Source organism: Janthinobacterium goodfellowi, assembly GCF_051380695.1.
Taxonomy (GTDB): Bacteria; Pseudomonadota; Gammaproteobacteria; order Burkholderiales; family Burkholderiaceae_D; genus Janthinobacterium.
This window is the reverse complement of record NZ_JBNYXN010000003.1, coordinates 193,368-214,034: the sequence shown is the minus strand read 5'-3', so window position 1 is coordinate 214,034 and position 20,667 is coordinate 193,368. Positions and strand designations below refer to the sequence as shown.

20 protein-coding genes are annotated in these 20,667 nt (G+C 63.5%); 16 read left to right on the top strand and 4 right to left on the bottom strand.

The genetic code is table 11. The annotated features are described in order from the left end of the window. Window positions 1-9 precede the first annotated feature (9 nt). The 5 genes from ACQ4WQ_RS13360 to ACQ4WQ_RS13340 all read left to right on the top strand — a co-directional run bounded on the left by ACQ4WQ_RS13360 (window position 10) and on the right by ACQ4WQ_RS13340 (window position 6,222). Complete coding sequence (locus tag ACQ4WQ_RS13360; RefSeq protein ID WP_436497699.1) at window positions 10-966, top strand: ABC transporter permease; 957 nt, start codon at window positions 10-12, stop codon at window positions 964-966. An 8-nt stretch (window positions 967-974) separates the two neighbouring features. Next, window positions 975-1,913, top strand: a complete 939-nt coding sequence (locus tag ACQ4WQ_RS13355) for an iron chelate uptake ABC transporter family permease subunit (RefSeq protein WP_436497697.1) — start codon at window positions 975-977, stop codon at window positions 1,911-1,913. Further along, on the top strand, window positions 1,910-2,680 hold the full coding sequence (locus tag ACQ4WQ_RS13350; protein ID WP_436497695.1) for an iron ABC transporter ATP-binding protein: 771 nt from the start codon (window positions 1,910-1,912) through the stop codon (window positions 2,678-2,680). The genes ACQ4WQ_RS13355 and ACQ4WQ_RS13350 overlap by 4 nt, the downstream gene beginning before the upstream one ends. Window position 2,681: 1 nt before the next feature. Continuing rightward, window positions 2,682-3,665, top strand: coding sequence for a siderophore ABC transporter substrate-binding protein (locus tag ACQ4WQ_RS13345; protein WP_436497693.1), 984 nt, complete (start codon window positions 2,682-2,684; stop codon window positions 3,663-3,665). A 103-nt stretch (window positions 3,666-3,768) separates the two neighbouring features. Then, window positions 3,769-6,222, top strand: a complete 2,454-nt coding sequence (locus ACQ4WQ_RS13340) for a TonB-dependent siderophore receptor (RefSeq protein WP_436497691.1) — start codon at window positions 3,769-3,771, stop codon at window positions 6,220-6,222. 5 nt (window positions 6,223-6,227) lie between these two features. Here the strand turns inward: ACQ4WQ_RS13340 and ACQ4WQ_RS13335 are convergent, their stop codons facing one another. Together ACQ4WQ_RS13335 and ACQ4WQ_RS13330 are read right to left on the bottom strand one after the other, a co-directional pair. After that, window positions 6,228-7,064: a MipA/OmpV family protein gene (locus tag ACQ4WQ_RS13335; RefSeq protein WP_436497689.1), complete on the bottom strand. Its 837-nt coding sequence runs from the start codon at window positions 7,062-7,064 to the stop codon at window positions 6,228-6,230. Then, complete coding sequence (locus ACQ4WQ_RS13330; RefSeq protein WP_436497687.1) at window positions 7,061-7,453, bottom strand: hypothetical protein; 393 nt, start codon at window positions 7,451-7,453, stop codon at window positions 7,061-7,063. Before ACQ4WQ_RS13330 ends, ACQ4WQ_RS13335 begins: the two co-directional genes overlap by 4 nt. Window positions 7,454-7,586: 133 nt before the next feature. On the opposite strand from ACQ4WQ_RS13330, the gene ACQ4WQ_RS13325 reads away from it, so the two are divergent. The 3 genes from ACQ4WQ_RS13325 to ACQ4WQ_RS13315 all read left to right on the top strand — a co-directional run bounded on the left by ACQ4WQ_RS13325 (window position 7,587) and on the right by ACQ4WQ_RS13315 (window position 10,853). Beyond that, window positions 7,587-8,681, top strand: coding sequence for a type II asparaginase (locus tag ACQ4WQ_RS13325; RefSeq protein ID WP_436497685.1), 1,095 nt, complete (start codon window positions 7,587-7,589; stop codon window positions 8,679-8,681). Window positions 8,682-8,809: 128 nt separating this feature from the next. Further along, window positions 8,810-9,661: an MOSC domain-containing protein gene (locus ACQ4WQ_RS13320; protein ID WP_326456764.1), complete on the top strand. Its 852-nt coding sequence runs from the start codon at window positions 8,810-8,812 to the stop codon at window positions 9,659-9,661. A gap of 34 nt (window positions 9,662-9,695) precedes the next feature. Beyond that, window positions 9,696-10,853: a GGDEF domain-containing protein gene (locus ACQ4WQ_RS13315; protein WP_436497683.1), complete on the top strand. Its 1,158-nt coding sequence runs from the start codon at window positions 9,696-9,698 to the stop codon at window positions 10,851-10,853. Here ACQ4WQ_RS13315 and ACQ4WQ_RS13310 read toward each other — a convergent pair whose 3' ends face one another. After that, window positions 10,854-12,833 carry a cation:proton antiporter domain-containing protein gene (locus ACQ4WQ_RS13310; RefSeq protein ID WP_436497681.1) on the bottom strand — a complete coding sequence of 660 codons (1,980 nt, stop codon included), beginning with the start codon at window positions 12,831-12,833 and terminating at the stop codon, window positions 10,854-10,856. A gap of 84 nt (window positions 12,834-12,917) precedes the next feature. Between ACQ4WQ_RS13310 and ACQ4WQ_RS13305 the strand changes: the two genes are divergently transcribed. From ACQ4WQ_RS13305 to ACQ4WQ_RS13270, 8 genes are all read left to right on the top strand, one after another. Next, window positions 12,918-13,952: a KpsF/GutQ family sugar-phosphate isomerase gene (locus ACQ4WQ_RS13305; RefSeq protein ID WP_034753654.1), complete on the top strand. Its 1,035-nt coding sequence runs from the start codon at window positions 12,918-12,920 to the stop codon at window positions 13,950-13,952. Continuing rightward, a complete protein-coding gene (locus tag ACQ4WQ_RS13300; RefSeq protein ID WP_436497678.1) occupies window positions 13,952-14,485 on the top strand; it encodes a KdsC family phosphatase in 534 nt (177 codons plus the stop codon). The genes ACQ4WQ_RS13305 and ACQ4WQ_RS13300 overlap by 1 nt, the downstream gene beginning before the upstream one ends. 42 nt (window positions 14,486-14,527) lie before the next feature. Then, the gene (lptC, locus tag ACQ4WQ_RS13295; RefSeq protein ID WP_436497676.1) at window positions 14,528-15,139 is read left to right on the top strand and encodes an LPS export ABC transporter periplasmic protein LptC; all 612 of its coding nucleotides are present in this window, start codon (window positions 14,528-14,530) and stop codon (window positions 15,137-15,139) included. A 25-nt stretch (window positions 15,140-15,164) separates the two neighbouring features. Beyond that, a complete protein-coding gene (lptA, locus tag ACQ4WQ_RS13290; protein WP_326456770.1) occupies window positions 15,165-15,746 on the top strand; it encodes a lipopolysaccharide transport periplasmic protein LptA in 582 nt (193 codons plus the stop codon). After that, a complete protein-coding gene (lptB, locus tag ACQ4WQ_RS13285; protein ID WP_034753325.1) occupies window positions 15,746-16,501 on the top strand; it encodes an LPS export ABC transporter ATP-binding protein in 756 nt (251 codons plus the stop codon). Before lptA ends, lptB begins: the two co-directional genes overlap by 1 nt. 4 nt (window positions 16,502-16,505) lie before the next feature. Beyond that, window positions 16,506-17,984 carry an RNA polymerase factor sigma-54 gene (locus tag ACQ4WQ_RS13280; protein WP_436497674.1) on the top strand — a complete coding sequence of 493 codons (1,479 nt, stop codon included), beginning with the start codon at window positions 16,506-16,508 and terminating at the stop codon, window positions 17,982-17,984. 69 nt (window positions 17,985-18,053) lie between these two features. Then, the gene (gene hpf, locus ACQ4WQ_RS13275; RefSeq protein WP_436497672.1) at window positions 18,054-18,413 is read left to right on the top strand and encodes a ribosome hibernation-promoting factor, HPF/YfiA family; all 360 of its coding nucleotides are present in this window, start codon (window positions 18,054-18,056) and stop codon (window positions 18,411-18,413) included. Window positions 18,414-18,670: 257 nt separating this feature from the next. Further along, entirely contained in the window at window positions 18,671-19,756 is a 1,086-nt protein-coding gene (locus ACQ4WQ_RS13270) for an enoyl-CoA hydratase/isomerase family protein (RefSeq protein WP_436497670.1), read from the top strand. Here ACQ4WQ_RS13270 and rapZ read toward each other — a convergent pair whose 3' ends face one another. Next, complete coding sequence (gene rapZ, locus ACQ4WQ_RS13265) at window positions 19,757-20,620, bottom strand: RNase adapter RapZ (protein WP_139092210.1); 864 nt, start codon at window positions 20,618-20,620, stop codon at window positions 19,757-19,759. Between the last annotated feature and the right edge of the window lie 47 nt (window positions 20,621-20,667).

The following is a 20,667-nucleotide window of genomic DNA, read 5'->3' as shown; positions in this document are numbered from 1 at the left end:
GATCATGATTTGACACGCGCGCGCCTGTTTTTCCTGTTCTTCCTGCTGTGCGGCGCTTCGCTGCTGGTGGGCGCGCGGGACATTGCCTGGACGCAGCTGTTTTCGCTGTCCGGCGCGCTGTCCGGCGATACCTGGCTGACCCTGACGGCCAGCCGCCTGCCCCGCCTGGCGGCGCTGGTGCTGACGGGCGTGGGCCTGTCCGTGTGCGGCGTCATCCTGCAGCACATCGTGCGCAACAAATTCGTCGAGCCGGCCACCTCGGGCGGGCTCGACGCGGCCAAGCTGGGCATCCTCGTGGCGCTGACCGTGGCGCCCGCGGCGGGCACGGTCGGCAAGATGGCGTTCGCGCTGGCCTTCTGCCTTGCCGCCAGCGCACTGTACGTGGCGCTGATACGCCGCATCCGCTTCAAGAACACGATCCTCGTGCCCGTCATCGGCCTCGTGTATGGCGGCGTGCTCAGCGCCGTGGCCGAGTTTTACGCCTACCGCAACAACATCCTGCAAAGCATGCAGGGCTGGCTGCTTGGCGATTTCTCGAAGATTGTGCAGGGCAACTATGAAATCATCTATCTGGTCCTGCCCATCGTTGCCCTGACGTATCTGTACGCGCAGCGCTTTACCGTGCTGGGCATGGGGGAGGGGCTGGCCACCAGCCTGGGACTGAACTATGGCGCCACGGTGGCGCTGGGCCTGATGCTGGTGGCCGTCACGGTGGCGGCCACGGTGATCACGGTGGGGGCGATCCCGTTTGTCGGCCTGGCCATCCCGAATCTGGTGGCCTTGCGCCATGGCGACAACCTGGGCCGCACCCTGCCCATCGTCGCCTTGTGCGGCGCCTCGCTGCTGCTCGCTTGCGACATCGCGGGGCGCCTGCTGATCTACCCGTTCGAGGTGCCGATCGGCCTGACGGCGGGCGGCGTGGGCGGCCTGCTGTTCCTTGCGCTGATCATCCGGGGGCGGCGATGAGGCGAATAGTGCACCAGCGAGCGCTGTGGCTGGCCGTCGTTTGTCTTGCGCTGGCCTTCCTCTTCATCGGCGCCAATCTCGACTTTGATTTCGTCATTCCCAAACGCCTGTCGCGCCTGGCCGCCATCGCCATCGGCGGCGTCTGCGTGGCCGTCTCGTCCATCGTGTTCCAGACCATCGCCGGCAACCGCATCCTGACGCCGGCCGTCATGGGTTACGAAGCCGTGTATCTGCTGCTGCAATCGCTGCTGATCCTCGCGATGGGCATGCACAGCGTCGTGCTGCTGGGGCAGAACGGCAATTTTGTCGTGTCGATCGCGCTGATGCTCGCCTATTCCTGGGGCATCCACCACTGGCTGTTTCGTGATGGCAAGAACAACGTGTATTTCCTGTTGCTGCTGGGATTCGTCCTGACGATGGTGCTCGGCACGTTCACCCAGTTCATCCAGCTGCGCATCAGTCCCGGTGAATTTGCCATCTTGCAAGGATTCAGCCAGGCCTCGTTCAACAAGGCGCAGCCCGTGCAGTTGCTGTACTCGGCCGTGCTGGCAGGCGCCGCCTGCGTGGCCGTGCTGAAAACCTTGCCGGCGCTCGACGTGCTGGCGCTGGGCCGCGAACAGGCCATCTCGCTCGGTGTCGATTACCGGCGCATGGTGCAGCTGCAGCTGGCGCTGATCGCCGTGCTGGTGGCCGTGTCGACGAGCTTGCTGGGCCCCATGGCCTTCATGGGCATCTTTGTTGCGAACACGACTTACGCGCTGGCCCGCACGGCGCGCCACCGCGCCACCTTGCCGCTGGGCTGCGCCATCGCCATCGCCATCTTCCTGGCCGCCCAGCTGCTGGTCGAGCACGTTTTCAATTACCGGACCACGGTCGGCATCCTCGTCAACCTGGTATGTGGCGCGTATTTCCTCGCGCTCATGGTCCGCACCCGAGGGACAGCATGATCCACGTCAAGCATATCGAAAAGAATTACGGTACCAAGCGCGTGCTGGCCAAGGTCAGCACGCAGTTTCCCAAGGGAAAAGTGACATCGCTGATCGGCCCGAACGGCGCCGGCAAGACGACCTTGCTGATGCTCATCGCGCGCCTGCAGGAAGCGCATGGCGGCGAGATTACGATAGACGGGCACAGCATCGCGGCCATCCAGATCCGCGACTATGCGCGGCGCGTGGCCACCCTGCGCCAGTCGCCCGATTTCCATCTGCGCCTGACGGTGGAAGAGCTGGTCGCCTTTGGCCGCTTTCCCTACAGCCGGGGTACCTTGATGCCGCAAGACCGGCAAGCGATCGACGACGCCATCGCCTTCTTGTCGCTTGAAGGCTTGCGCGCCAGCTACGTCGATGAGCTGAGCGGCGGCCAGCGGCAGATGGCCTTCCTGGCCATGACGATCGCCCAGCAGACGGATATCTTGCTGCTTGACGAGCCGCTCAACAACCTGGACATGAAGCACGCCGTGCAGATCATGCGCGCGCTGCGCCGCCTGTGCGACGAGCAGGGCCGCACGGTGATCCTGGTGATCCACGACATCAATTTCGCCGCCAATTATTCGGACCACATCGTCGCCATGCAGGGCGGCGCCGTGCGCTTTTCCGGCCCCGCCCACGAAGTCGTGACGGAAGAGCGCTTGCGCGCGCTGTACGACATCGATTTTCACATCGTGCGCAACGAGCGCGGCTGCGTCTGCAATTACTTTACCCCCACAGGAGCTTGAGATGATCTGGAACAAATCCCGTCTGGCAATCGCCGTGCTGCTTGCCGCCGTGGCCGCCTTGCCAGGCTGCAGCGACAAGGCCGCCACGGTGCCGCCGGCGCCGGCCGCCAAGGCATCACAGCAGGCATACTCTCCCATCACCATCGAGCACAAGCTGGGCACGACGGTGATCAAGCAGCGGCCGCAGAGGGTGGCCGTGCTCGACATGAATGAAGTCGATTTCCTCGACCAGCTGGGCGTGCCCGTGGCTGGCATGGTGAAAGATTACGTGCCGCATTTCCTCACGCGCTACAAGGAGGACCAGGGTATCCGCGACCTGGGCGCTATCGTGCAGCCGAATCTCGAACACATCCACGCGCTCCAGCCCGACCTGATACTGATGACCTCGATCCAGGCCAGCCATTACCAGGAACTGAGCCAGATCGCGCCCACCTTGCATTTCGACGTGGATTACCAGAACAGCGAGAGCAAGCACATCGACGTGGTCAAGCAACACTTGCTGACCCTGGGGCGCATCTTCGGCAAGGACGATATCGCCGGCCGCAAAGCCGCCGAGCTCGATGCGAAGGTGGCGGACGCGCGCAAGGCGACGCAGGACCGTCCGGAGAAGGCGCTCATCGTGCTGCACAACAACGGCGCCTTCAGCTCGTTCGGCGTGCGGTCGCGCTACGGTTTTGTTTTCGATGCGCTGGGCGTCAAGCCGGCCAGCTCGGCCATCGAGGCGGGCTTGCATGGCCAGCCCATTTCCAGCGAATTCATCCAGCAAGCCAATCCCGACATCATTTATGTGGTGGACCGGACGGCCGTGATGGAACACCGTCCCGTCATGACGGCCGAACAGATGGCCAATCCGCTCTTGCGCCAGACCAATGCCTGGAAGAACGGCCGCGTGGTCTTCGTCGATGCGGACGCCTGGTACATCACGGCGGCCAGCGTGACGTCGCTGAAGCGGGTGGTCGACGATGTGCTGAAGGGCTATCAATAAGCGGCATATTACGTAATGATTCGTATTTGTATTGAGGGTTTTGCCTTTTCGTTCGGGAGACAGGGTGAGCACAAGCAATCATCCATCTGAAAGGATTTACTTTATGACCCAACGCATGGCAACGCGCCATCTTCCCGCCTTGAACCTGAGCCGCATCGCCACGGCCGTGCAACTGGCGCTCGTCACGGGCTTGACCGTGGGGGCGCTGGGCATGGCGGCCCCGCCAGCGTACGCGCAAGCGGGGGCAGCGCAGGCCCGGCAAGCGTTCAGCGTGCCGGCCGGTACGCTGGGCCTGGCGCTCAACACGTTCGCGGCGGAGGCGGGCGTCGAATTGACGGTCGAGGCTAGCCTGCTGCAAGGCAAGAACAGCGCCGGCCTGTCCGGCAGCTACAGCGTGCCCGAAGGCTTTTACGAATTGCTGCGCGGTCACGGCTTGCAAGCCGTGCGCGAGGGTAATGGCAGCTATACGCTGCGCCGCGAACCGGCGCACAGCGCCGCCGCCGAGGCCGCCGCGACCATGCCGGCCGTCACGGTATGGGGCAAGGGCAACGCCGTGACGGAGGCCTACGCCGGCGGGCAAGTGGCGTCCGGCGGCCGCGTGGGTTTTCTGGGTGACAAGGATTTCATGGAAACGCCGTTCAACACCATCAGCTATACGGACAGGTTCATCGAAGACCGGCAGGCGCGCGACATCACCGATGTGATTTCTGCCGCCGATCCGACCGTCTTCAGCAGCGGCATGACGGGCATCATCGGCGAGAATTATTCGATACGGGGTTTCAGCTCGAGTATCGGCGACGTCGCGTTTGGCGGGCTGTACGGCATCTCGCCGTATTACCGCACCTCGCCCGAAATGTTCGAGCGCATCGAGGTGCTGAAAGGGCCGTCGGCCTTGCTCAATGGCATGCCACCGGGCGGCTCCGTGGGCGGCAGCATCAACCTTGTGCCCAAGCGCGCGGGCGATGCGCCGCTGGCGCGCGTGACGGCGTCGTACATGTCCGATGCGCAATGGGGCGGCCATGTGGACCTGGGCCAGCGCTTTGGCGAGAATCGGCAATTCGGCATCCGGGTCAACGGCGTGTACCGCGATGGCGACGGCGCCATCGACCACCAGAAAAAGAAGACCCGGCTCATTTCCGTGGGCCTGGACTGGCGCGGCAATGGCGCGCGCCTGTCCGCCGACCTGTATCACAGCGAGGACCGCGCCGATGGCTTGAACCGGGGCGTCAACCTGGCCCCCGGCTTGCCCGTGCCGCGTCCGCCGAAAGCGGAAACCCTGCTCAATCCCAGCTGGGCGTTCTACGACACCAAGGACAAGGGCGCCATGCTGCGCGGCGAACTGGACCTGAACGAGCAGCTGATGGCGTATGCGGCCGTGGGCGCCAGCCGGGCCGATTACCAGTCGACGGGCGCCTACCTGATCCAGGTATTCAACACGCCCGGCGACTACCGCACCAACGTCGCCGACCTGGGCTTCGACGTGGAAAAGCAGTCGGCGGAAGCGGGCTTGCGCGGCAAGTTGCGCACGGGCGATATCGGCCACCAATGGGCCGTCAACGCCACCTATTATCACCACACGGACAAGCAGTACGGGCGCAGGAATACCCTGGCGCAGGACTGGATCACGAATATCTACCATCCCGTCTGGGGACCGGCGAGCCGCTTCGAGGCGCCGCAAATTTCCAAGGCGGAACTGCGCCTGGCCAGCTTCGGCCTCGTCGACACGCTGTCCTTTGCGCAAGACACCGTGCAGCTGACGGTGGGCTTGCGTCGCCAGGAAGTGCTCAGCGATAACTTCAACATCAAGACGGGCGCGCGCACGTCCCGCTATGATGAAAGCGCCACCACGCCGGCCGTCGCCCTGCTGGTCAAGGCCAGCAAGACGATCTCCCTGTACGGCAACTACATCGAAGGCTTGAGCCAGGGCGCCACGGCGCCGTTGACGGCCGCCAACTCGGGCGAGGTCTTTGCGCCATACAAGTCGAAGCAGGCGGAACTGGGTGTCAAGGTCGACCTGGGCGAGTTCGCGCATACGGTCAGCGTGTATGAAATCAAGCGGCCCAGCAGCTATGTCGATCCGGTCAGCAATATCTTTTCCTTTGGCGGCGAACAGCGCAACCGTGGCGTCGACTGGGGCTTCTTCGGTTCGCCCCTGCGCGACGTGCGTCTGATGGGCGGCGTGGCCTATGTCGACCCGGTCCTGAGCAAGACCGTGGGTGGCGCCAACCAGGGCAGGCAGGCGACGGGCGTACCCAGGCTGCAAGCCAAGCTGGGCGTCGAGTGGGATGCGCCCGCCATCCCCGGCGTGACCCTGACGGCGAACGCGACGGCGGCATCGAAGCAATACATCAATGCCGACAACTCGATGTCCGTGCCGGGCCGTACCGTGTTTGACCTGGGCGCCCGCTATGCGACGAAGGCGGCGGGCCGGCCCCTGACCGTGCGCGCCAGCGTGACGAACGTCGGCAACAGGGCCTACTGGGCGCTGCCGCAATGGACCAGCCTGGGCCTGGGCGCGCCGCGCACCGTCATGCTGTCTGCCACGACGGAGTTCTAAGCTGGCTAATCGTCCGGGCCGCGCGCCAGGCTGCTTGAACGTTGCCACGTCCACATCAGCCCGATGCCGGCCGAGGTGCCGCTGTTCTGGCGCAACAGGGGACTGGCGCGGTTGGCGGCGCCTGTGTAGTTGTCGTAGCGTAAAAAGGCAAAGGCGCGCCAGTCCTGGTGCAGCCGGTAGGAACCGCCCAGGCCCAGGCGCGTGAGCATCAGCCCGCTTTTGGCCGCATACGCCTGGCGCTGACCGGTGGCAAACGCGGGGCTGACGCCATAAAAATAATCGTTGATGGCGGCATTGCCCAGCACGGCGCCGAGGCTGGCGTCGACCTGCCATGCCTGCTGCCCGCCTTGCAGCGCGTACACGAGGCGCGGCTCGAACGTGGCGCCCTGGCGGCGCAGGCCGCCGCTTGCTTCAATGACGGCGCGCACGGGCAGTTCCAGGCCCAGGCGGCTGTGCTGCGTCGGCTCGGCCAGCTTGATTTTCAGGCGCGGGCCAAATTCCACCAGGGTGCCCAGGTCGGGCATGCCGCGCCGGGCCGGCACGTCGCTGGAGCGGGCCGGCAAGGACAGGGCAAAACCGATATCGAAGCCGAGACGATCCGTATCGAGCAGGCGCGCGCCCACGCCGGAGCGGTCGGCGCGCAAGACTTTGCCGCGATAAATCAGATAGGGCAGGGCCAGGCTGCGCGTCGAGCGTTCGCTGGCGCCGGGATAGGCGGGCGTGACGGCCGTGCCGCCAAACACGCCCGCTTCCCATAAGGGTAACGCCGGCTCGGCGGCGCACGCGGGCGCCATGCCAGCGAAGAGGGTGGATGCCGCCAGCAAGGTGCGCGCGACGTTCATGGGGGAACTGCGCAAGGTTTGCCGGCCTGCAGCGATGCCAGCGCCTTGTCGCTGGGGGCGCTCGATGTACGGGCCTGCTTTGCCAGCGCGATAGCCTGGCGGAAATGAAATGCGGCCGCATCGTAGCGGCAGGCGGCGCTGGCGGCGCGTCCCGCTTCGTGGTGCAGCCGCGCCTGCCAAGCGAGATCGCCATGGCCCAGCTTTGCATTGTCGGCCGCTGCCGCGTAGTTGCGCATGGCTTGCGCCCAGTCGCCGTGGCTGGCCGCTTCCCGCGCGAACTGCTCCTGCTGCGCCGCCGTGCGCAGTTCGATTTGCATGGAGCAGGCGCCCAGCGCCATCAGGACGAACGGCAGGACGAGGCAAGAGCGGAGGGACAGGAGTGTGGACATGGCGCCACTGTAGCGCATGGGAAGGCGCGCACGTTTGCGCAGAACGCGTCAATCGGGGCTTTTTTGTAGCACTGATGACATATAATTTGCACACCACTTTGTTATCTTTGACACATCACCGAACAGGAGCACCATGTTTTCACGCAAATTCCATTCTTGTGCACAGCTGATGCTGGCTACCTTGCTGATGGGCTTTGTTGCCGCGTCCCCCGCACGCGCGCAGCAGACGGCCGTCAAATTGCCGAATGTGGTGATCCTGGCCACGGGCGGCACCATCGCCGGCAGCGGCGCCGACAGCACCACCACCGTCGGCTATACCTCGGCCACCGTGGGCGTCGAGCGCCTGATCGCGGCCGTGCCGGAACTGAAAAAAGTGGCGAATGTGAAAGGCGAGCAAGTGTTCCAGATCGCCAGCGAAAGCATGGGCAATAGCCACTGGCTGACCCTGGCCAAGCGCATCAACGTGCTGCTGGCCTCGAACGATGTCGATGGCGTGGTCGTCACGCACGGCACGGACACCATCGAGGAAACGGCGTATTTCCTGAACCTGACGGTGAAAAGCCACAAGCCGGTCGTCGTGGTGGGCGCCATGCGTCCATCGACGGCCATCTCGGCTGACGGCCCCATCAACCTGTACAACGCCGTGTTGCTGGCCGGTAGCAAGGAAGCCGTGGGCAAGGGCGTGCTGGTGGCTTTGAATGACCAGATCAACGCCGCGCGCGAAGTGACCAAGACGAACACCTCGACGACCGACACCTTCAAGTCGCCGGAACTGGGCATGCTCGGCTACATTCAGGGCAGCAAGCCTTTCTTCTATCGCCAGTCGACGCGCAAGCACACGCTGGAATCGGAATTTGACATCAGCAAGCTCGACGCTCTGCCGCAAGTGGACATCGTCTACGGCTACGCCAATATGAACCGTGTCGGCATGGACGCCTTCATTGCCGCCGGCGCCAAGGGCATCATCCACGCGGGCGTGGGCGATGGCAGCGTGGCTGCGCAAATGAAGCCGGCTCTGGTGGAAGCGCGCCAGAAGGGCGTGCTGATCGTGCGTTCGAGCCGCGTGGGCCAGGGCATCGTGGCGCGCAATGGCGAAGCCAACGACGATGAACTCGATAGTGTCGTGTCCGACACCCTGAACCCGCAAAAAGCCCGCATCCTGCTGATGCTGGCCTTGACCAAAACCAACAGCACGCAAGAAATCCAGCGTATTTTCTACACGTATTGATCCTTGCCGCGCCAGGCCAGCCTCATCGGCTGGGCCTGGCTGATTTACGCTTGCCCGCTTTGCTGCCATACTTCGCTTCTGAATAATTTCCTGGCAGAAGGAACAACACGGTTCCTTCTCCCCTGTCCATGGCTATCCTGTCCGACATCATCCTGTATCCGATCAAATCGTGCGCCGGCATCCATCTGCGCGAGGCGGTCCTGACGCGCTCAGGGCTGATGAGCGAGCACGTGTTCGACCGCGAATGGATGGTGGTCGACCCGCAAGGCCGCTTCCTGACCCAGCGCGAACATCCGCGCATGGCGCTGATCGTGCCGCGCATCAAGGCCACCACGCTGGAATTGCGCGCGCCGGGCATGCTGCGCCTGGAAATCGAGCTGGGCTTGCCGCATCCGCAACACTCGCCCATGCTGGAAGTGCAGGTGTGGGACGATAGCGTGCGCGCCTACGATTGCGACGAGGTCACAGCCACCTGGTTCAGTCAGGCCATCGGCGTGCCGTGCCGCCTCGCGCGTTTTCACCCGGACGTGGTGCGCGCCACCAGCACCAAATGGACCGATGGCGTGGCTGCCTCGACCATGTTTGCCGATGGCTACCCGGTGCTGATCGCCGGCAGTGCCTCGCTGGCCGATGTCAATGACAAGCTGCGCGCCGCCGGCCGTGAACCGCTGCCGATGAACCGTTTCCGCCCCAACCTCGTCATCGGCGATATCGGCGCCTTCGAGGAAGACTACGCCGACTTCCTGCAATTGGGCGCGACGATATTAAAACCCGTCAAGCCGTGTTCGCGCTGCCCGATTCCGTCGGTGGACCAGGCCACGGGCGTGCCCGGACCGGACCCGCTCGACGTCATGCATGGCTATCGCGCCAAGCCCGAGCTCGACGGCGCCATTTGCTTCGGCATGAACGCCATCGTCACGGAAGGCGGCGATGAGCGTATCGTGGTGGGGCAGGACATCGGTTTCGAACTGGCATTTTAAGCATGGCGCCCGCACACAAGGGTTTAAGGTTTCTATGAATCAAGCAATACCGCCGGACCCGCGCATTGCCAGCCTCGAAGCCGAAAACCAGGCCTTGCGCGCGCGCATGGCTTTCCTGCTGGAACAGGTCGAGCGCAACCACGACATCATGTGCCGCCACCAGGCGTTCGACCTGGAAATCGTCAGCGCGTCCACGTTTCCCGAGTTGATCGGCACCATCTTCCGTACCTTGCCCGTGATTTCCGACCTCGACGGCGTCACCTTGAGCCTGCTCGACGAGGATGACGATATCGTGCTGGTGATGGAAAAGCTGGGCGTCGATTTCAGCGCTTTTCCGCAATTGCTGTTCGTGCATGCCGTGGCGGAGCTGGGTTTTGCCGCTCCAAAGCCCGTGGCCGAGGGGGAAGCGGCCCTGCCGCCGTTGCCGCTGCTCGGCGCCTTTGACGCGGCCGTGCATGGTCCGCGTTTTCCGCAGATCGACGCTTTGCGCAGCGTGGCGCTGGTGCCCTTGTTGCGCAACAAGCGCCTGATTGGCAGCCTGAACCTGGCCAGCAGCGACGCGACGCGTTTTACGCCCGCGCTGGGCACGGATTTCATCAAGCACATGGCCTCCATCATCGCCATTTGCCTGGAAAACGTGATCAGCAATGAAATGCTCAAATACATCGGCTTGACCGATTCCCTGACGGGCGTCTACAACCGCCGCTATATCGACCGCCGGCTGCTGGAAGAGATCGCCCGCGCGCGGCGCCAGAATTATTGCATTTCATGCATGTATATCGATATCGACCATTTCAAGCTGTTCAATGACACGCATGGCCACCAGGGCGGCGATGAAGTGCTGCGCGAAGTGGCCACGCGCATCCGCACGGAATTGCGCCGCTCCGATGCGCTGGGCCGCTTCGGCGGCGAGGAATTCGTCGTGCTGCTGATCGATGCCGACCTCGACAGCGCGACCTTCGTGGCCGAACGCATCCGCGCCAGCATCGCCGGCACCATGTTCGACTTGCCGGGCAGTGCGCAGGCGTGGGTCAGCGTGTCGATCGGCGTGGCCAGCCTGGAAGCGGACGCGGCGCTGCTGCCCATTGAAACGGTGGCGCAGCAGCTGGTGGCGCACGCCGACCAGGCCTTGTACCAGGCCAAGGCCGATGGCCGTAACAAGGTCGTCAGCTGGCAGCCGCCCGCCGGCTGATTATTTTAATAGCAAGGTTTCAGCCTTGGCCACGGCGTCGGCCGTGCCGCGCAGCACCACCACGTCGCCGCTGGCCAGCTGTGTCTCGGGGGTGACATCGAGGCTGCCGCGGCCGCGGCGGATGGCCGTCACAAACGCGCCGCAGCCGGCCACGTCGATCGCACTCAAGGGCAGGTCCACGCAGTGCGCGTCTTCGCTGACGGTGACCGTATGCAGGCGTTCCAGTTCCGCATCGTCGCCCGCATCGCTGGAGCCGTGGAAATAGCCGCGCAGGGACGCATAGCGCTCCTCGCGCGCCGCCTGTACCCGGTGCACCACGCGGCGCAGGGGCACGCCCATCATGATCAGCGCATGCGAAGCGAGCATCAGGCTGCCTTCCATCAATTCCGGCACCACCTCGGCCGCGCCCGCCTTCTTCAGCTGGTCGAGATCGGTATCGTCGTGGCTGCGCACGATGACGGGCAAGGTCGGCGCCATTTCCTTGAGCAAATGCAATAACTTCAGTGCCGACGGGGTATTCGCATAGGTGATCACCACGGCGCTGGCCCGGTAGATACCGGCCGCCACCAGGCTTTCGCGCCGGCCCGCGTCGCCATACGAGACGTGGGCGCCGGCCAGCTGCGCTTCCTGCACCCGTTCCGGGTCCAGGTCCAGCGCGTGGTATTCGATCTTTTCCTCCGCCAGCAGGGTGGCCAGGCTTTGCCCGCTGCGCCCGAAGCCGGCGATCAGCACGTGTTTCTGCGAAGCCATCGTGCGCGTGGCGATCTTGGTCAGCGCCAAAGATTGCATCATCCAGTCGTTGGCCGCCAGTTTCATGACGATGGCGTCGGACTTGGCGATGAGGAAGGGCGCCACCAGCATCGACAGCACCATCGAGGCCAGCACCACCTGCACGACGAACGGGTCCATCAGCTTGATGCCGCCCGCCAGATTCAGCAGCACGAAGCCGAATTCGCCCGCCTGCGCCAGTCCCAGCCCCGTGCGCAAGGCCACGCCGTTGCTGGACCCGAACAGCCGGGCCAGGCCCGCGATCAGGGCGAATTTCAGCAGCACGGGGCCGCACAGCAGCAGCAGGACCAGCCACCAGTTATCGAGCACCACGCGGATATTGAGCAGCATGCCGACGGTGATGAAGAACAGGCCCAGCAGCACGTCGCGGAAGGGTTTGATATCCTCTTCCACCTGATGCTTGAATTCCGTCTCAGAAATGAGCATGCCGGCAACAAACGCGCCCAGGGCCAGCGACAGCCCGGCCCGCTCCGTGATCCAGGCCGCGCCCAGCGTGATCAGCAGCAGGTTGAGCATGAACAATTCCTGCGAGCGGCGCTTGGCGACGATGGTCAGCCAGCCGCGCACCATCTTCTGGCCTATGAACAAGAGCAAGATCAGCACGGCCAGGGCCTTGCCGCCGGCCCAGGCCAGGGTTTCGGCCAGGTTGTCCGAATCGCGCGTGAGGGCGGGAATGAGGATCAGCAGGGGCACCACGGCCAGGTCCTGGAACAGCAGAATGCCGATGATCTTGCGGCCGTGTTCGCTTTCCAGTTCCAGCCGCTCCGTGAGCATTTTCGAGACGATGGCCGTCGATGACATGGCCAGCGCGCCGCCCAGGGCGAACGCGGCTTGCCAGCTCAGGTGGATATAGGCGGACAGGTAGCGCCCGACGAACCAGCCGAAGACCACGGTGGCGACGATGGTGGTGGCCACCTGCGCCATGCCAAGGCCGAAGACGATGCGCCGCATGGCGAGGAACTTGGGCAGAGAAAATTCGAGCCCGATGGAAAACATCAGGAAGACGACGCCGAACTCGGCCAGGGTGTGGCTGGCTTCGTTTTCCGCCGCCAGCCCCAGCGCATGGGGGCCGATGACGATGCCGACGGCCAGGTAACCCAGCATGGGCGGCAAATGCAACATTCTGAAAGCGACCACGCCCAGCACGGCGCTGCCGAGTAACATCAGGGTCAGTTCAAGCGAGGAAAACATGGGTTGCCCGGTGCGGTCAATGGAAATCGTTGTTTGTTGTGACTGGCAAGTTTTTTGCTTTCCTAATTCGTTTATACTTTGGGCATGAGTGTAACCCATGAAAAAACAATGCTGAAAGCTTTTGATCGAATTGACATGCAAGCGACGACCGAGCGCGCCGTCGCGCTGGCCCGCACCACCTTGCAGATCGAGTCCGACGCCATCGTTGCGCTGCACGCGCGCCTGGCCACGGACGACAGCGTGGGCCGCGCCGTAGCGCTGTTGCTGCAGTGTAAGGGGCGTGTCGTCGTCTCCGGCATCGGCAAGTCGGGCCACATCGCGCGCAAGATCGCCGCCACCCTCGCTTCCACCGGCACGCCGGCCCTGTTCGTGCATCCGGCCGAAGCGGCCCATGGCGACCTGGGCATGGTCACCTCGGACGATGCTTTCATTGCCATCTCGTATTCGGGCGAATCGTCCGAACTGATGGCCATCATGCCCGTCGTCAAGCGCATGGGCGGCGTGCTCATTTCCATGACGGGCAAGCCGAACTCCAGCCTGGCCCAGCTGGCCGACGTGCATCTGGATATTTCTGTTGAGAAAGAAGCCTGTCCGCTGAATCTGGCGCCGACGGCTAGCACCACCGTCACCCTGGCCCTGGGCGACGCGATCGCCGTGGCCTTGCTCGACTTGCGCGGCTTCAAGGAAGAAGATTTCGCCCGCTCGCACCCAGGCGGCGCCCTGGGCCGCCGCCTGCTCACGCACGTGCATGACGTCATGCGCAGCGGCGAACGGGTGCCGAAGGTGCCCGTGGAAGCCTCGCTGCTGCAGGCGCTGGAAGAAATGACGAAGAAGGGCATGGGCATGACGGCCGTCGTCGATGCGGACAACCGCCCCGTGGGCGTGTTTACGGATGGCGATTTGCGCCGCATGTTCGAGCGCGTGCAGGATTTCACGCAAGTGGCGATCCGCGACGTCATGCATGCGCAGCCGCGCAGCATCGCGCCCGAACGCCTGGCCGTCGATGCCGTGGCCGTGATGGAACAGTTCCGCATCAACCAGATGCTGGTCGTCGATGCCGACGGCAAGCTGGTGGGCGCGCTGCATATCCATGATCTGACGCAAGCGAAGGTGATCTGATGGAGAGCGTAGCGGACAACCTGGCGCGCGCGGCCAAGGTCAAACTGATGATCTTTGACGTCGACGGCGTGCTCACCGACGGCAGCCTGCATTTCGGCCCGGACGGCGAAATGATGAAAACGTTTAATGTGTATGATGGCCTGGGCATCAAGCTGCTGCAGGAATCGGGCGTGCAGACGGCCATCATCAGCGCGCGCCGCTCGGCCATCACGGCGCGCCGCGCGCAAGACCTGGGCATTACCCATGTGCACCAGGGCGGTCACGACAAGCTGACGCCGTTTCGCGAACTGCTGGCGCTGACGGGCTTGACGGAAGAACAGTGCGGCTACATCGGCGACGACGTCATCGATGCGCCCATCCTGCGCCGCGTGGGCTTTGCCGTCAGCGTGCCGGGCGGGCGTCCGGAAGCGCTGGGCCTGGCGCACCATGTGACGCAGGCCGGCGGCGGCCGCGGCGCGGTGCGCGAGATCTGCGAATTCCTGCTGCGCGCCCAGGACAACTATGCGCGCGTCATGGCGCCGTTCCTGGAGTGAGGCGCGCCTTGCCGCCAGTGACATTTGAAAGAGTGAAGCCCTATGCGTAAGCCAGGAGGCGCCCATCGCTGGCGCATGATTTTTACCGTGCTGGGCGCGGTCGTCGTCGCACTGGGCAGCTTCTGGCTGCTCGAAGTGATGAACAAGAATGCCCAGGACATTACCGCCAGCAAGCATCTGGATGAGCCCGACTATTTCATCACCAATTTCAGCCTGGTGCGCATGGACTTGACGGGTAAGCCCAGCTATATCGTGTCGGGCACCAAGCTCACGCATTATCCGCTCGACGATTCGTCCGATATCGACCAGCCCTTCGTGCGCAAGCTCACGCCGGGCATGCCGCCGCTGAACATGAATGCGGAACTGGCGCATATCGACCAGGACAACACCCGGCTGCAACTGCACCGCAAGGTCGTCATCGACCGCGTGGCCAGTCCGAAGGCGCAGAACCTGACGGTGAAGACGGAAGCGCTGACGGTGTTCCCGGACGAGGAAAGAATGGAAACGGACGTGCCTGTCGATATCCTGACGGGCGCCTCGCGCATCAATGGCATCGGCATGAAGGCCAATAACGCCACCGGCGTGGTGGAAGTGCAGAATGCGCTGCGCATGGTCCTCCCGCCGAAACCGCGTCCGGCCGCGGCGGCAAAATGACAGAATGAAACAAGGAAACCATACTATGAAGAACATCTTGCTGTTGAGCGTATTTTCTCTGGCCATCATGGGCGTGGCGCATGCCGAGAAGGCCGATTCCGAGAAGGAAGCCGTCATCACGGCGCGCAGCGGCCACGTCGATGACGTCAAGCAGATTCGTACCCTGACGGGCGATGTCGTGCTGGTGAAAGGCACCCTGACCATGAAGGCGGGCCGGGCCCTGATCACGGAAGACCCGCAAGGCTACCAGTTCATTACTTTCTGGGCCGATCCCGGCAAGCTGGCCACCTTCCGCCAGAAGCGCGATGGCGCGGGCGACCTGTGGGTCGAAGGCGAAGCGGAGCGCGTGGAATACGACAACAAGACGGAAGTGGTGAAACTGTTTACCAGGGCCAAGCTGACGCGCCTGGAAGGCACGAAAGTGACCGACGTGGCCAATGGCGCCTTCATCTCGTATGACAGCCGCAAGGAAGTGTTTGCGATGGAAAATTCCAACAGCGGCACCAGCACCCCCGACGGCGGCAGCGTGCGCATGGTGATCCAGCCGAAGACCAAGGCGCCCGCGGCGGAGAAAGCGCCGGCCACGCCTGCGCCAGGAACGAAATAATGGACAATACTCGTTGCGGCAGCACCCTGATCGTTCGCGGGCTGCAGAAAACCTATGGCAAGCGGCAAGTCGTGCATGATGTCTCGCTGCAAGTCGAATGCGGCGAAGTGGTGGGACTGCTGGGCCCGAACGGCGCCGGCAAGACCACCTCGTTCTACATGATCGTCGGCCTGGTGCCGTCGGACGGCGGCAGCATCGACATCAGCGGCGTGGATATTTCCAGCCTGCCCATCCACCGCCGCGCGCAGATGGGCCTGTCCTATCTGCCGCAGGAAGCGTCCGTGTTCCGCAAGCTGACGGTGGAAGACAATATCCGCGCCGTGCTGGAAATCCAGACCGTCGAAGGCCGCCCGCTGAAGAAGGCCGAGATCGAGGAACGCCTGGACAAACTGCTGGCCGACCTGCAGATCGAAAAGCTGCGCGAGAACCAGGCCCTGTCCCTGTCTGGCGGCGAGCGCCGCCGCGTGGAAATCGCCCGCGCGCTGGCCACCGATCCCCGTTTCGTGCTGCTCGACGAGCCGTTCGCCGGCGTCGATCCGATCGCCGTGATCGAGATCCAGCGCATCGTGCGTTTCTTGAAGGAGCGCAATATCGGCGTGCTGATCACCGATCATAATGTGCGCGAGACGCTGGGTATTTGCGACCGTGCCTACATCATCAACCAGGGCTCGGTGCTGGCGTCGGGACGCCCCGACGACATCATCGCGAACGAGTCGGTACGCCGGGTCTATCTGGGCGAACACTTCCGCATGTGAGCCAATGAAACAATCATTGCAGCTGCGCACTTCGCAGCATCTGGCACTGACGCCGCAGTTGCAGCAATCGATACGCCTGTTGCAATTGTCGACCCTGGAACTGCACCAGGAACTCGAGCAGTTGCTGACGGACAACCCTCTGCTCGAGCGCCTCGACGACCCGCTCGACCGTTCGCTGCGCCTGCTGTCCGACGGCGCCCTGAGTTCCACGGCCGCGCCGGCCGAAGCGCCGCCCCAGCCGCCAGGCCAGGAGGCGCCCGCGGCGCCGGCCGAAGCGGAAACGTTTGACGGCGAGGCGGGCGAAGGCCCGGCCGCCGCGGATGGCGGCGACAGCGACTGGAGCGAGGCGAGCCGGGGCAAGGCGCCCGACGACGAAGATTCCCGTCCGCAATTGGAGGCCCATCACTGCACCCTGCGCGAACACCTGATGGAGCAGATGCGCGTGACGGTGCTCGAGTTGCGCGACCGCGCGCTGGTCGAGCTGATCATCGACGCGCTCGACGACAATGGCTACCTGGAAGAGTCGCTCGACGACATCCTGGCGCGCCTGCCGGAAGAGCTGGAAATCGACGCCGACGAGATGCGCACGGCCTTGTCGCTGCTGCAAAGTTTCGATCCGCCCGGCGTGGGTGCGCGCAACGCGTCCGAATGCCTGGCGCTGCAGATCAAGCGCTTGCCGCACGTCGCCATGGTGACGCGGCGCATGGCCCTCGTCATCGTGGAAAAGCACCTGGCCTGGTTTGCCCAGCGCGATTTCAACAAGCTGAAAAAAGCCCTCGATTGCGACGATGAAGACTTGCGCGAGGCGCAGACGGTGATTCGCCAGTGCAATCCGCACCCGGGCGCCGTGTTCGCCTCGGACGTGTCCGATTACGTGGTGCCCGACGTCGTCGTCAAGCGCGCGCGCAATGGCTGGCAAGTCACCCTGAACAACGACGTCATGCCGCGCCTGCGCGTCAACGCCATGTACGCCAACTTGCTCAAGCAGGGCAAGGGCGAGGGCGCCATGGGCGCACAGTTGCAGGAAGCCAAGTGGCTGATCAAGAATATGCGCCAGCGCTTCGACACGATCCTGCGCGTGGCGCAGGCGATAGTAGAAAGACAAAAGAACTTTTTCTCGCATGGAGCCGTTGCCATGCGCCCCCTTGTGCTCCGTGAAATAGCTGATACACTGGGTTTACACGAGAGTACTATCTCGCGGGTAACAACTCAAAAGTACATGCTGACCCCGCACGGCATGTTCGAGTTGAAATATTTCTTTGGTAGCCACGTCGCCACCGAAGCGGGGGGCGAAGCGTCATCGACGGCGATACGGGCATTGATCGTGCAACTGACAGGAGCAGAAGACCCTAAAAATCCTTTATCCGACAGTAAGATTGCGGACATGCTGGGGGAACAAGGCATGGTGATTGCGCGACGTACTGTTGCCAAATACCGGGAAGCGTTGAAAATTCCGCCAGTGAGCCTGCGTAAGTGTTTGTAAGTTTTTTTCGGTTCCTCTGCGGGCCGGATAGGATGGACCGCACGAACCCGATCATCTTTAGGAGTGTGTATGAATCTCACCATCAGCGGACATCATCTCGAAGTGACACCAGCCATCCGTGAATACGTACAAACGAAGCTGGAGCGCGTGAAACGTCATTTCGATCAAGTCATCGATATCGCCGTGATTCTGACCGTGGATAACCTCAAAGAGAAAGAAAAACGTCAAAAGGCCGAAGTCAACCTGCGTCTGAGTGGCAAAACCGTCTATGTGGAAAGCCTGGCGCAAGACCTGTATGCCGCGATCGATGCCCTGATCGACAAGCTCGATAGGCAAGTGATGAAATACAAAACCAAAGTGCAAGGGCACGGTAAAGAGGCGATCAAACATCTGCCAGACAACTCGGAAGAAGAATTCGCCGCCGCCTAAGAACACCCAAAAACCTACTGCGCGTCGCGATTTGCGGCCTCCGATGCTCACTGTGCATATGCACAGCTCCGCTTCTCAGCCACAACTCACATCCGCTCGCTACGGTTTTTCCACGTGTTCTACGGCCTGCGACTTTCAACCGGTTGTGATCAACTAAGGGCGCACATTGCGCCCTTTTTTGCGCCCGTAGCTGTCGAACGCAATGTTCCCCGCGCAGGCGCTAAAATGTTGGCACTTTCACTTCTTTCCTGCCTGCCATGAGCGACTTCGTCCAGACCTCCATCCGCCACCGCACGGGCCACATCGTGCTCGACCGTCCGAAAGCATTGAATTCCCTGTCCCTGGAGATGGTGCGGGCCCTGAGCGCGGCCTTGCTGGCCTGGCGCGACGACCCTCAGGTGGATGCCGTCGTGATCCGCTCCAGCAGCGAAAAAGCCCTGTGCGCGGGCGGCGACATCCGTTTCTTTTACGATGCGGGCCTGGCCACGCCCCAGGGCGGCAGCGCCCTGCTGGAAGATTTCTTTACGGAAGAATACGCTTTAAATCATTTGATCCATTTTTATCCGAAACCGTATATCGCCGTCATGGATGGCGTGGTGATGGGCGGCGGCATGGGCGTGGCGCAAGCGGGGCCCGGCAACCGCCTGCGCATCGTCACGGGCCGCACGCGCATGGCCATGCCGGAAGTCAATATCGGCCTGTTCCCCGACGTGGGCGGCAGTTACTTTTTGTCCCGCCTGGCCGGCCAGCTGGGCCTGTACCTGGGCTTGACGGGCTTGACGATCAATGCGGCCGACGCCCTGTACACGGGCCTGGCCGATGTGTATCTGCCCGAGGCGCAGATGGGGGCGCTGCAGGCCCTGTTCGAGTCCACGCCGGGCGAGGCCTTGCCGGTCGCCATCAAGGCGCTGGCGGCGCCGTTCCAGGCCGAGGCGGGCGCTTCCCCCCTGGCCACGGCGCGCGCGGCGCTGGACCGCCACTTCAGCGCAGGTTCGGTGGCGGCCATCATGGCCTCGCTGGCGCAGGACGACAGCGCGTTCGCCGCGAAGGCCCTGGCGGCCATGCGCCTGCGTTCGCCCTTGATGATGTGCGTGACCCTGGCGTTGCTGCAGCGGGGCGCCCATCTGGGCGTGGCCGATTGCCTGCGCATGGAGCGCACGGTGGCGCGCCACAATTTCGAACATGGCGAAGTGCTCGAAGGCGTGCGCGCGCTGGTGATCGACAAGGACAATGCGCCGCGCTGGAATCCTGCCAGCCTGGACGAGGTCGACGCGGCCATGGTGGCGCGCTTCTTCGCCCCCGTGTGGCCCGCGCAAGCCCATCCGCTGCGCCACCTCGACTGATTAAGAACGCTCGCGGTGGCGCAGCACGACCCGCTCGTTGGGGCCGAAGTATTGCGCCAGCCGCTCCGCCATGTACACGGAGCGGTGCTGGCCGCCCGTGCAGCCCAGGGCCACCGTCAGGTAGCTGCGGTTGTCGGACTTGAACGACGGCAGCCATTTCTCGATGAAGGCGCGGATGTCGGCCAGCAGTTCCAGCGCGCTCGGCTGCGCGTCGAGGAAGGCGATCACGGGCGCGTCGCGGCCGTCGAGCGGGCGCAGCGCCAGGTCGTAATAGGGATTGGGCAAGGCCCGCACGTCGAAGACGAAATCGGCATCGAGCGGCACGCCCAGCTTGAAGGCGAACGATTCGAAGAACAGGGTCAGCGGCGCACGTTCGGAGGCGACGATATCCTTGATCCAGGCGCGCAGTTTGTTGGCGCTCAGTTCCGAGGTATCGATCACATGGCCCAGCTGCTCGATGGCCGACAGGCGTTCGCGTTCTTCCGAGATGCACTCGATCAGGGTGCGGCGGCTGGCCGGATTCTGGTTCGGGCGCAATTCGTGCGACAGGGGATGGCTGCGGCGCGTTTCCGAGAAGCGCGCCACCAGCGAATGCGTGGTAGCTGTCAGGAACATGACCTTGACGTCATGTCCCTGGTCGCGCAGCAGGGCGACATTGTGCGGCAAGCTGACGAGCGACTCGGCGCTGCGTGCATCGACGGCCACGGCCAGCTGCGGCGTGCCCTCGTCAAGCAAGGTTTGCACCAGGCTCGGCAGCAAGGCCGGTGGCAGGTTGTCGACACAATAGTAGCCGGTATCTTCCAGCACATTGAGCGCGACGGATTTACCGGAGCCGGATATTCCGGTGATAAGGACGATATGCATAGCCCGATCATACAATAAAGGCCGGCACTGCGCTCCCGAGGCAATTA